The organism is Actinomadura nitritigenes (assembly GCF_017573545.1).
In the GTDB taxonomy this organism is placed as follows: domain Bacteria; phylum Actinomycetota; class Actinomycetes; order Streptosporangiales; family Streptosporangiaceae; genus Spirillospora; species Spirillospora nitritigenes.
Window position 1 is genome coordinate 196,705 of sequence record NZ_JAGEOK010000005.1, and the last position, 12,536, is coordinate 209,240.

Genomic DNA, 12,536 nt, shown 5'->3' on the forward strand with positions numbered 1-12,536 from the left:
AAGGGACGCACAGTGCCGACCACCATCGCACCCGCACAGCTGCGGGCCGACATCGACGCCTTCTACGCCTGGCACATGCAGCTCCTCGACGCCGGAAAGGTCGAGGAATGGGCGGAGGCATTCACTCCCGACGGCGTCTTCGACGCCCAGGGCCACCCCGAGCCCGTCCGCGGGCGCGACGAGATCCGGTCGGCGTCCCGGGCCGTCGCCGACAAGCTCACCGAGGCGGGCATCGTCCGGCGCCACTGGCTCGGCATGAGCCACGTCGTCCCGGAGGACGGGAACGTCCGCGTGTGCAGTTACGCGCTGGTGTTCCAGTCGAGCCGGGAGAAGGGGACCGTCCTGCACGCGAGCACCACCTGCGAGGACGTGCTGGTCCCGGACGGCGGTTCCTGGCTGATCCGGGAACGGGTCGTCCGGGTCGACGGAATGGCCTGACCGGGGGAATTCCAGAGCGCTGGAAAGGCAAACGAGAAGAGCCGGCGGCCCGCACGGGCCGCCGGCTCTTCTCGCCGTTCCGGTTCTACACGGTCTCCCCGATCCTGGCGTTGACGAATTCCAGGTACTCGCGGGGCGTCTTCAGTTCGGCGGTCTCCTCCTCGGGCAGTTCGACGCCGAGCTTGCGCTCCACCTGCGCGGTGGTCTCCATGACGGCGAGCGAGTCGTAACCCAGCTCCGAGAACGGCACCTCCAGAAGGTCGTCCGAACCGTCCTGCAGGGCCTCCGCCTCGCCCGCCGCCGCGCGCAGGGCGTCCTTCAGGTCGTCCAGGGTCAGTTCCTTCATTTCTCGCTCCTCTCGTTCTCCGCGTACCGCTTGGCGGCGCGCAGGGTCGCCCTGCTGTTGGCGCCGAGCGTCTCGCGGATCTTCCTGCGCACCGCCGGCAGGTCCATCCCGCCGGCGGCCGGTCCCTCCAGCGCCCCGGGGTCGATGACGACCGTGTGCCGGGACGTGACGCGCACCGCGCCGTCCCCCGCGGGCTCGAACAGCCACTCGCCGTTGTGCGTGCGCATGACAGGAGGCGTCGTGGTCTGCTTGTAGACGATGCGCTCCCCCGGCACGCACACCCGGCCGGACGCGGTGGTGTGCGCGGAGCCGTCCGGCGACCGGGTGTCCATCTCCATGAACTGGAGGCCGGGCTCGTCCTCGGTCAGGGCGACGCGCGCCACGTGCGGGAGCCGCTCGGGCCACCGGTCGCACTCGTTGACGAAGTCGTAGGCCGCCTGAAGCGGCCCGTGGACGAGTTCGCCGTCGCTGAACTCCAGGGTCAGGTCGGCGGCGGCGCCGGTCTCGGCCGCGTGCCTGAGCGCGTCCAGCTCCTTGCCGCTGTTGGCCTCGACGGCGCCGTCGATGAGCGCCAGGGCGTCGGGGTCGTCGTCCACGGCCGAGTAGTCGTGGACCAGGACGACGTGGGAGCCGCCGTCCTCACCGGGCTCGATCCGCCAGGTCCCGTGCATCGCGGCCACCGGTGCGCTCGGCTCGGCCTGCGCGAACGCGACCGTCCGCGCGCCGGGGTCGAGGGCGCGCTCCGACACCCAGGTGCGGAGCGCGCCGTTGGCGAGCGCCCAGATCCGGATGCGCTCCGCGCGGTCGTCGCCGGAGAGCCGGACGGCGTGCACGGTCGGCGGGAAGTGCACCGGCCAGGACGTCACGTCCGCCACGATCCGGTAGACCGCGTCCGGCGGCGCGCCGATCCGGGTGGCGTGCTCGGTGTGCCGGGTGGTCGGCGCGGTGCCTTGTCGCATGGTCATGGCGCTCCTCAGAAGTTGCCGAGCCCGCCGCACACGTTGATCGCCTGAGCGGTGACCGCGCCGGTGTCCGGACCGGTCAGGTAGGCGACCATCGCGGCGACCTCCTCGGGCGTGGTGTAGCGGCCCAGCGGGATCTTGGCCTCGAAGCGGGCCAGCACCTCGCCCTCGGTGACGTCCCAGTAGTCGGCGTAGCCGCGCCGGATCGTCTGCGCCATCGGCGTCTCGACGTAGCCGGGGCAGACGGCGTTCACGGTGACGCCGCTCTTGGCCAGCTCCAGGCCGAGCGCCTTGGTGAAGCCGACGACGCCGTGCTTGGACGCCGAGTACGGCGCGCCGAGGACGACGCCCTGCTTGCCGGCCGTGGACGCGATGTTGACGACGCGTCCCCATTCGGCGTCCTTGAGCCCGGACGCCAGGAACTCGCGCGTCACCCGGAAGACGCTCGTCAGGTTGGTGGCGACGACGTCGTCCCACAGCTCGTCGGGGATCTCGGCGGTCTGCCCGCCGCCGCCCCGGCCGACGTTGTTGACCAGCACGTTGATGCGGCCTGCGGCGTTGGCCTCCTCGACCACGGACCGGATCTGCCCCGCGTCGCGGACGTCGCACGCGGTGCCGTCCACGTCGCCGCCGTCGTCGCGCAGCTCCTTGACGGTGCGGGCGACGGCCTCGGCGTCGCGCGCGCAGATGAACACCCGCGCGCCCTCGCTCGCCAGCCGCCCGGCGACCGCGCGGCCGATGCCGCTGGTCGCCCCGCTCACGAAGGCGTGGCGTTCGCGCTGTCCACTCATCGTCCCTCCTCCTTCTGTTCGGCGGTGCCGTGTCCGGGCGGCAGCTCCGCCCGGATGACCCCGGCCAGTTCGGCGGGGGTCGGGTTGTCCATGACCGCGGTGGTCGGCAGCTCGATCCCGAGCTCGCGGTTGACGCGGTTGCGCAGGTCCACGCTGAGCAGGGAGTCGAAGCCGAGTTCCTTGAACGCGTCGTCCGGTCCGACGGCGCCGGGCTCGGGATATCCGAGGATCTCCCCGGCGGTGTCGCACACGGCCGCGGTCAGGACGCGTTCCAGGTCATCGCCGGAGGCGCCGCGCAGGCGCTCCGCGAGACCGGTGCCGGAAGCCTCGTCCCCGGCGGCGGGCTCCGGGGCCTCGCCGGCGAGGTCGGCGAGCATCGGGACCGTGCCCGGCCGCACGTCGCGGACGTCCAGATGCAGGGGGACGAGGTGCTCGCGGGACGACCGGAGCGCCGCGTCGAACAGGGCCAGCCCGCGCTCGGCGGGCAGCGGCGCGATCCCGGTGCGGCGCAGCCGGTCGACCTGCTCGCCGGACAGGTGGCCGGTCATGCCGCCCACCTCGTCCCAGAGCCCCCAGGAGAGCGAGACGGCGGGCAGGCCGCGGGCGCGCCGATGGCTCGCGAGGGCGTCCAGCCAGGTGTTGGCGGCGGCGTAGTTGGACTGCCCGGGCGCGCCGAGCACGCCGACCGCCGAGGAGAACATGACGAACGCCGTCAGGTCGGTGTCCCGGGTCAGCTCGTGCAGGTGCCAGGCGGCGTCCGTCTTGGGCCGCAGGACTGCGTCCACGCGGTCGCCGGTCAGCGTCGCGGCGAGACCGTCGTCCAGGACCCCGGCGGCGTGCACCACGGCGGTCGGCGGGTGCTCGGCCAGCAGGCGGGCCAGGGCGTCGCGGTCGGCGGTGTCGCAGGCCGGGAAGGCGGCCTCGGCGCCGAGGCGGGTCAACTCCGCCTCCAGTTCCGGGACGCCCTCGGCGGCGCGTCCCCTCCGGCCCGCCAGGACCAGCCTGCGAACCCCGTGCTCGCGGACGAGGTGCCGCGCGAGCAGGGCGCCCAGCTTCCCCGTGCCGCCGGTGATGAGCACCGTTCCGGCAGGGTCGAACGCCGCGGGCGGCGGGACGGTGAGGACGAGCTTTCCGATGTGCTCGGCGCGCCGCAGGGTGCGCAGCGCCTCGGGCGCCCGCCGCACGTCGTGGGTCTGGACCGGGAGGGGCCGCAAGGCGCCGCCCTCGTGCAGGTCGAGCACGGTCCGCAGGACCTCGCCGACCCGTTCGGGTCGGACACTGAGCAGGTCGTACGCGGCGTACCGGACGTGGGGATGCGCGGCGGCGACGGCCCCCGGGTCGCGGATGTCGGTCTTGCCGATCTCCACGAAGCGGCCGCCGGGGCGCAGCACCCGCAGCGACGCGTCCACGGTCTCGCGGGCCAGCGAGTTGAGGACGACGTCGATCCGCCCCCGGAACCGCTCCTCGAACTCCAGGTCGCGGGACGAGGCGATGTGGTCGCCGTCGAGGCCGAGGTCGCGCAGCACGTGCTGCTTGGGCGGGCTCGCGGTGGCGTACACCTCGGCGCCCAGATGCCGGGCGAGCTGCACGGCGGCCAGCCCCACGCCGCCGGTGGCCGCGTGGATCAGCACGCTCTCCCCGCGTCCCAGCTCCGCGATCTCGGCGAGGCACTGGTAGGCGGTGGCGAAGACGATCGGCACCGACGCGGCGCGGGCGAACGTCCAGCCCGGCGGCATCGGGACGACCCGCCGGGCGTCGGCGACCGCGACGGGCCCGTGCGAGCGTTCGAACACGCCCGTGACCCGGTCCCCCCGGCGCAGGGTCGTGACGCCGGGTCCGGTCTCGGTGACGATCCCGGCCCCTTCGCTGCCCATGGTCCGTTCGGTGGGGACCAGGCGCAGCGCGACGGCGACGTCCCGGAAGTTCAGCCCGGAGGCCCGGACGGCGACGCGGACCTCGCCCTCCCCGAGCGGCCGTGCGGCCTCGGGCGCGGGGACGAGCGCCAGGTCGTCCAGCGAGCCGCGGCGGGTGACGTCCAGCCGCCAGGCGCTCCCGTCCGGGGCGTCCGGCGGGGTGAGCTCGTCCGGAGTGGGCTCGTCGTCGACGGCGGGAGCCAGCCGGGGCGCGTACAGGCGGCCCCGCCTGACGGCCACTTCGGATTCCCCGGTCGCGAGCGCCCTGGGCAGCGCCTCCTCGGAGCACCGGTCGCCATCACCGTCGATCAGGACGAGGCGTCCCGGCCGTTCGGCGCGGGCCGAGCGCACGAGCCCGGTCACCGTCGCCTGGGCCAGCCCGTTCACCTCGTCGCCCGGCAGGACGCGTTGCGCGTTGCTGGTGACGACGGCCACCGCGTCGGAGTCGGGGATCTCCTGGAGGCGTCCCAGGACGGCCCGTGCCGCGCGGTGGGCATCGTCCGGCAAGAGGCCGCCGAGGTCGGGGACGGGCACGACGTGCACCTCGTGTGCGTCGGGTGCGCCGCCGTCCGGTCCGTCCGGCAGCTCGCCCCATCGGGTCTCGTAGAGGCCGCCGGGCGCGTCCCCGGCGAGCGGCCGCAGGTCGAGCGACTCGACGACGGCGACCGCGTGCCCTTCGGCGTCGGCGGCCTCCAGCCGGGCCGTCCCGTCGCCGTCGCGGGTCAGCCGCACGCGGAGCGACGAGCCGCCGGCGGGCCGGCAGGAGACGCCCTTCCAGACGAACGGGACCTCCGCGGGTCCTTCGCCGGGCAGGAGCAGCGGGTGCAGGGCCGCGTCCAGCAGCGCGGGATGGACGCGGTGCCCGCCCCGGTCCTGGTCGGAGCCGACCTCGGCGTAGAGGTCGTCGCCGTCCCGCCACGCGCGGCGCAGGCCGCGGAACGCCGGGCCGTAGCCGTAGCCGCGTGCGGCGAGCCGGTCGTAGGCGCCGTCCAGCGGCAGCGGGTCCGCGCCGGGCGGCGGCCACTGCTCGGCGTGCCGCATCGGCTCGGGCTCGGCGCCGTCGTCCAGGGGTCCCGCGTCGCCGTCCAGGGTCCCGGTCGCGTTCCGGGTCCAGTCGTGGGCGCCGCTCGGCCGGGACTCGATGACGACCGACCGGTCCGCTCCCGCCAGGAGGCGGACCTCGACCTCGCCGGAGGCGGGGACGCCGAGCGGACGTTCCAGCACCAGCTCGCGCAGGCGCGCGTGGCCGATCCGGGCGCCCGCCGAGCAGGCCATCTCGACCTGGGCGGTGCCAGGCACCAGGATCTCCCCCGCCACCTCGTGGTCGGCGAGCCACGGATGCCGCGCGACGGACAGCCTCCCGGTGCGCAGGAGACCGCCGCCGGGCAGTTCCACCTCGGTGTCCAGCAGCGGATGCCCCGCCTTCGCCGCGCCCGCGACGCCCGCCGCGCCCGCCGCCCCGGCCCCGGCGGACCGCCAGTAGCGCTTGCGCTCGAACGGGTAGGTCGGCATCGGCACGATCCGGCCTCCGGGGACGAAGACGCCCCAGTCCACGCCCACGCCGTCGGCGTAGGCCGCGGCGGCGGCGGTGAGGAACTGCGCGAGCCCGCCGGCCTCGCGCCGCAGCGTGCCGAGCACGGTCACCTCGCGCTCCCCCGCCGCCTCGGCGATCGCGCGCGCCAGCACGGGATGCGGACCGACCTCGACGAACCGCGTGTGCCCGGCGTCGATCAGCGCGCACACGGCGTCGTGGAACCGGACGGTGCCGCGGATGTTGTCGAACCAGTAGCGCTCGTCCATCGCCCGGTCGAGCGGCCCGCCGGTCAGCGTGGACCACAGCGGGACGGACGGGCCGGCCGGGTCGAGCCCGGCGAGGTCGGCGAGGAGCGGGTCGCGCATCGGCTCCATGGCCTCGGTGTGGGAGGCGTAGTCCACGTCCACGCGCCTGGCGTCGACGCCCGCGTCCTGGAGCCGGGCGACGAAGGCGTCGAGGGCGTCGGCGTCCCCGGCGACGACGGTGGAGGACGGCCCGTTCACCGCGGCCGTCCACACCCGGCCGGGCAGCTCGATCTCGTTCGCGGGGAGCGGCACCGACGCCATGCCGCCGCTGCCCGCGACCTTCCGCAGCGCCTGGCTGCGCAGGCAGACGACCTTGGCGGCGTCGTCCAGCGACAGTGCGCCGGACACGCAGGCGGCGGCGATCTCGCCCTGCGAGTGGCCGACCACCGCCGCCGGGCGGACGCCGGCCGTCTCCCACAGCCGCGCGAGCGACACCATCACGGCGAACAGCGCCGGCTGGACGACGTCCACCCGGTCCAGCGGATCGCTGTCCAGCACGTCGCGCAGCGACCAGTCGCAGTGGGCCGACAGCGCCCGCTCGCACTCGGCCATCCGGTCGCGGAACACCGGTGACTCGCGCAGCAGGTCGAGGGCCATTCGCCGCCACTGCGCCCCCTGACCGGGGAACACGAACACCGGATCGGGCGCCTCGCGCGCCTCGGCCCGCACGGCGGCGGGCGACCGGTAGCCGCGCACGGCCGCCGGCACCCGGCCCCCGTCCGCCAGGGTCCTCAGGCCGTCCATGAGGTCGTCGCGGGTGTCGCCGACGACGGCGGCGCGCCATCGCATCGGCGTCCGCGCCGCGAGCGTCCGGGCGATGTCGGCGGGCCGCTCCTCCGGGTGCGCGGCCATGAACGCGCGGACCCGTCCGGCCTGGGCGCGCAGCGCGGTGCCGGTACGGGCCGACAGCGGCAGCGGGACGGGGCCGGGACGATCAGGCTCCCCGGCGGGCGGCGCCGCGGCCTCCTCGACGATGACGTGCGCGTTGGTGCCGCTGATCCCGAACGACGAGACGGCCGCCCGGCGCGGGCGGTCCGCGCGCGGCCAGGGCACCGGGTCGGTCAGCAGGGCGAGGCCGCTGTCGTCCCAGTCGACGTGCGGGGACGGCGCGGCGGCGTGCAGCGTGCGGGGCAGCCGCCCGGCGCGCAGCGCCTCCACCATCTTGATCAGCCCGCCGATGCCGGCCGCCGCCTGGGCGTGCCCGATGTTGGACTTCAGCGAGCCCAGCCGGACCGGGTCGCCTCCGGCGCGGGCGGCGCCGTAGGTGCGGGCCAGCGCGCCCGCCTCGATCGGGTCGCCCAGCGCGGTGCCCGTGCCGTGCGCCTCGATCGCGTCCACGCCCTCCGGGCCGATCTCGGCCCGGTCGAGGGCGTCCCGGATGACCTGCTCCTGGGCGGTGCCGTTCGGCGCGGTGAGCCCGTTGCTGGCCCCGTCCTGGTTGACGGCGCTGCCGCGCAGGACGGCCAGGACGGGACGTCCCGCCCGCCGGGCGTCGCCCAGCCGCTGCAGGACGGCCAGCCCGGCGCCCTCGGCCCAGGCCGTGCCGTCGGCGTCGGCGGAGAACGCCTTGCAGCGGCCGTCGGAGGCGAGGCCCTGCTGGCGGCCGAAGTCCAGGAACATGCCGGGGGTCGCGAGCACGGTCACGCCTCCCGCGAGCGCGGTGTCGCACTCGCCCTGCCTGATCGCCTGCGCCGCCATGTGCACGCCGACCAGGGACGCCGAGCACGCGGTGTCCACGGTGACGGCCGGGCCGCGCAGGCCGAGGACGTAGGCGATGCGCCCGGACGCGACGCTGGGCGCGGTGCCGGTGAGCCGGTGGCCGCGCGTGCCGTCGTCGGGCTCGGCGAGGCGCGGGCCGTAGTCCTGGGCGGTGGCGCCGACGAAGACGCCGGTGCGGCTGCCGCGGAGCGCGGCGCGGTCGAGCCCGGCCCGTTCGAACGCCTCCCACGCGGTCTCCAGCAGCAGCCGCTGCTGCGGGTCGATCCCCGCGGCCTCGCGCGGAGAGATCCCGAAGAACGCCGCGTCGAACTCGGCGGCGCCGTCGAGGAACCCGCCCGCGGCCGGGCCCTCCGGCAGCTCGTCGAGGTCCCAGCCGCGGTCGTCCGGGAACGGCCCGATCGCGTCGGCTCCCTCGTCGACCAGCCGCCACAGGTCCTCCGGCGAGCGCACGCCGCCCGGATAGCGGCAGCTCATCGCGACGATCGCGATGTCGTCCTCGTTCTCGCCGGGCTCGGAGGGCGGCCGGTCGGCCGTCCGGGCGCCGGGCTCCGGGCGCGCGGTCCCGGCGTCGGGGCGCAGGGCATCGGCGAGTTCCGCGGCGGTGGGATGGTCGAACAGCAGCGACCCGGGCAGGTCCCGGCCGAGGGCGGCCGACAGCCTGTCGCGGATCACCACGGCCATCCGCGAGTCCACCCCGAGGTCCCGGAACGGCATGTCCGGGTCGGCCGCCGCGCCGGCCCCGAGCGCCTGTTCGAGGGTCTCGGCCACCAGCCGCCGGGTGTCGGTCTCCGGCGCGGCGGGGCCCGGCCGGTCCTCGGCGGTGTCGAGCCAGTGCCGGTCGCGCTGGAACGCGTACGTCGGCAGATCGACGAGGCGGGAGTCCGGACCGAAGAAGGCGTCCCAGTCCACCCGGCCCCCGGCGAGGTGGACCCCGGCCAGGGCCGTCACCGCGCCGCGCACCTCGTCCTGCCCGCGCGGCAGGCAGGGCAGGACGGTCACTGCCGGATCGGACACGTTCGCCGGGATCAGGTCGGTGAGCGCGGTGCCGGGACCGGCCTCGACGAACCGCCGCGCGCCCAGGGCGTGCAGCGACTCGAGGGCCTCGCCGAACCGGACGGTCCGGCGCGCGTTGCCCGCCCAGTGCGCGGGGTCCGCGAGCCGCGCGGCGTCCACCTCCGCGCCCGTCACCGAGGAGACGACGGCCGGGCCGCCGTCCGGTCGCCGCCAGTCCAGCCCGGCGGCGACGGCGCGCAGCTCGTCCAGCAGCGGCTCGACGAGCGGTGAGTGGACGGCGCGGCCGATCCGCAGCCGTTTGGTGCGCCGCCCGGCGTCGGCGAAGTGCCCGGCGACCGCGGTCACGGTCTCCTCGTCCCCCGCGATCACCACGGACCGGGGGCCGTTGACGGCGGCGACGTCGGCGCGGTCGAGCCGGTCCGCGAGCGCGGCGCGGGCCTCGTCCTCGCCCGCCTCCACCGCGACCGCGACACCGGACGCCAGGCCCTCGAACAGCCGCCCCCGCGCCGCGACGAACTCCGCCGCGTCCGCCAGCGGGAGCACCCCGGCGACGTGCGCGGCGGTGATCTCCCCGAGGGAGTGGCCCGCGACCAGGTCGGGCCGGACGCCCCACGACTCCAGCAGCCGGAAGAGCGCGACCTCGACGGCGAACACGGCGGGCTGCACCAGCTCCTGGCGGTCCAGGCCGCCGCTCCACATCGCCTCGGTGATCGGCGTGCCGATCGCCGGTTCCAGCGCGGCGCCGACCTCGTCGAGGGCCCGCGCGAACGCCGGATACGTCTCGTAGAGGCGGCGCCCCATGCCCGCGCGCTGCACGCCCTGCCCTGGGAAGAGGAGGGCGGTGCGGCCGTCGCGCCTCCGGACCCGGACGACTCCGGGCGCGTCGCGGCCCTCCGCGAGGTCGCGCAGCCCCGCCAGGTGGTCGCCGGTCACGACGGCGCCGTGCTCGAACACCGTCCGCGCCGCCGCCAGCGAGCGGCCGACGTCCCGCGCGTCCGGCCGTGCCGCGGCCGGCTCGGCGAGGCGGCCGGCCTGGGCGCGCAGTGCCTGCTCCGATCGTCCGCTCACCACCCAGGGGACGGGTCCGCGAGCGGGTGCGGGAGCCTCCCCGGCGTCGCCGTCGGCGTCGGTGTCGCTGTCGGTGCGGGGCGGTCCGGCGAGGACGAGATGGCAGTTGGAACCGCCGAGTCCGAACGCCGAGACGCCCGCGACCCGCTCCCCCTCCGGCCAGTCGCCGGGACGGTCGTGGACCCGCAGGTTCAGCCCCGCGAGGTCGATGTCGGGGTTCGGGTCGGCGAAGTTCGCCGTCGCGGGGAGCCGCCCGCGCGACATCCCCGCGGCCGTCTTGATGAACCCGGCGATCCCGGCCGCGGCCTCCAGGTGGCCGATGTTCGCCTTCACCGAGCCCACCAGCAGCGGATCGCCCGGGGGACGGGCCGCGCCCAGCACACTGCCGAGCGCGGCGGCCTCCACCGGGTCGCCGCGCCGCGTCCCGGTACCGTGCAGCTCCACGTACTGCACCGCGCCCGGATCGACGCCGGACCGCTCGTAGGCGAGCCGCAGCACCTCTTCCTGGGCGTCGCGGCTCGGGGCGGTCAGCCCGGGCGTGGCGCCGTCGTTGTTGACCGCGCCGCCGAGGATCACGCAGTGCACGCGGTCGCCGTCCCGCAGCGCCGCGTCGAGCGGCTTGAGCACCACCGCGCCCCCGCCCTCGCCGCGGACGAAGCCGTTGGCGGCCGCGTCGAGGGGGCGGCACCGCCCGTCCGGTGACAGCGCGCCCAGCTCCCGCAGCGCGTCGTCGCTCTCCTCCGCCAGGTTCACCTGCACGCCGCCCGCGACGGCGAGCCCGCAGTCGCCGTCCCGCAGGCTCTGCACCGCCTGGTACACCGCCACCAGGGAGGACGACTGGGCCGTGTCGACGGTGACGCTGGGTCCGCGCAGGCCGAACACGTGGGAGACGCGCCCGGAGATGAAGCCGCGGCGCGTCCCGGTGAGCGTGAACGGCGAGGTTTCGGCGCCGGCGTGGCGGGCCTGGAGGAGCCCGTAGTCCTCGGCCATCGCGCCGACGAACACGCCCGTGCGGCTCTCGTGCAGCGAGGCGGGCAGGACGCGGGCGTCCTCCAGCGCCTCCCAGGTGAGTTCGAGCATCAGGCGCTGCTGCGGGTCGAGTTCGGCGGCCTCGCGCGGCGGGACGCCGAAGAAGGCCGCGTCGAAGCCGTCCACGCGGTCGAGGAAGCCGCCGCGCCCGCGCGGGCCGGCGCGGTCGCCGGGCGCCGGGCGGATCGCCTCGTCGCCGCGCAGCAGCAGCGACCAGAACTCCTCCAGGCCCGGTCCTCCGGGGACGCGGGCGGACATGCCGATGACGGCGATGGGGATGCTCATTGCGGTTCCAGCTCCTCCGTCGTCTGGCGGGGCGGCCCGTCGGCGGGCCCCCGGGGTCAGCGGCGCGTCAGCACCCGTTCGGCCGCCGACCGCACGGCGTCGCGCTCGGCGTCGTCGCCGAGCCGCCGGTCGGGCGACATCCCGATCACCTGGCTGCGCCCGGCCGCGACGCGGGGATGCCGGCGGGCGAGCATCGTCAGGCTCTGCCCCGGACCGGTCTCCACCAGCAGGTGGTCGCCGTCGTCCAGGAGCCGGTCGAGCGCCCGCGCGAAGTGGACGGTCCGGGCCGGCTGCCCGATCCAGAAGGACGGGTCGCACGCCCGCCCGGCGGTGAGCGGCGCCGCGTCGTAGGCCGAGTACAGCCGCACGGCGGGCGGCCGCAGGTCCACGCCGGTCCAGCGGTCGCCGGCCTCGGCCGACGCCGCCGCCACCAGCGGGCTGTGGAACGCCTGCCGCGCGGGGACGCGCCGGACGGTGACGCCGCCGTCCTTCAGCCGGGACATGGCGCGCAGCAGCGGCTCCTCCGCCCCGGCGAGCAGCAGCTGCCGGGGCGCGTTGACGGCCGCGAGGTGGACGTCGTCGCCGAGCAGGGGCTCCACGTCCCGCACCGAGGCGGCGACCGCGAGCATCCCGCCCGGTTCCGTCGCGGCGAGCGCCGGGAGCCGCTCCATCATCAGCCGCATGCCGTCGGCGAAGTCGAAGACCCCGGCGAGCGCGCCGGCCACCATCTCGCCGGCGGAGTGCCCGAGCAGCGCGTCCGGGCTCCCGCACCGGTCCACCAGGGTCCGCCCGAGCGCGTACCCGACCGCGTACAGCAGCGGCTGCGCCACCGTGACGTCGTCGAACTCCGGAGACGGCCGCTCGGCGAGCCACTGCGCGCGCACGTGCGGGCCGCGCGGGCCCATGAGCGCGAACGCCTCGTCCATGGTGCGGGTGAAGGTCTCGACGGTGCCGTACAGGGACGCGGCCATCCGCGGATGCTGCGCTCCCTGGCCGGGGATCAGCAGGGCGATCGGCAGCGGGCGTCCCCCGCCTGCCCGGTGGTCGTCGGTCATGTCCCCCTGTCTAAGGCGGCCGCGTCGAGATCCGGCCTAGGGTCATTCGCGTCCGGCGCCGCGGAGGGGGCCGGGAC

At 76.2% G+C, this 12,536-nt stretch carries 6 protein-coding genes; 1 reads left to right on the forward strand and 5 read right to left on the reverse strand.

Annotated elements, in window-relative coordinates:
• Positions 1-12 precede the first annotated feature (12 nt).
• Positions 13-438 (forward strand): nuclear transport factor 2 family protein, encoded by a 426-nt coding sequence (locus J4557_RS09090; protein ID WP_208266002.1) that lies wholly within the window; start codon positions 13-15, stop codon positions 436-438.
• 85 nt (positions 439-523) lie between these two features.
• On the opposite strand, the gene J4557_RS09095 is transcribed toward J4557_RS09090, so the two are convergent.
• The 5 genes from J4557_RS09095 to J4557_RS09115 are packed head-to-tail and all read right to left on the reverse strand — an operon-like array spanning position 524 to position 12,459.
• Positions 524-784 carry an acyl carrier protein gene (locus J4557_RS09095; protein ID WP_190855112.1) on the reverse strand — a complete coding sequence of 87 codons (261 nt, stop codon included), beginning with the start codon at positions 782-784 and terminating at the stop codon, positions 524-526.
• Positions 781-1,749 carry an aromatase/cyclase gene (locus J4557_RS09100; RefSeq protein WP_243775483.1) on the reverse strand — a complete coding sequence of 323 codons (969 nt, stop codon included), beginning with the start codon at positions 1,747-1,749 and terminating at the stop codon, positions 781-783. The genes J4557_RS09095 and J4557_RS09100 overlap by 4 nt, the downstream gene beginning before the upstream one ends.
• Positions 1,750-1,757: 8 nt before the next feature.
• Complete coding sequence (locus tag J4557_RS09105; RefSeq protein WP_208266003.1) at positions 1,758-2,537, reverse strand: SDR family NAD(P)-dependent oxidoreductase; 780 nt, start codon at positions 2,535-2,537, stop codon at positions 1,758-1,760.
• Entirely contained in the window at positions 2,534-11,404 is an 8,871-nt protein-coding gene (locus tag J4557_RS09110) for a type I polyketide synthase (RefSeq protein ID WP_208266004.1), read from the reverse strand. Before J4557_RS09110 ends, J4557_RS09105 begins: the two co-directional genes overlap by 4 nt.
• A gap of 56 nt (positions 11,405-11,460) precedes the next feature.
• Entirely contained in the window at positions 11,461-12,459 is a 999-nt protein-coding gene (locus J4557_RS09115; protein WP_208266005.1) for an acyltransferase domain-containing protein, read from the reverse strand.
• Positions 12,460-12,536: the final 77 nt, after the last annotated feature.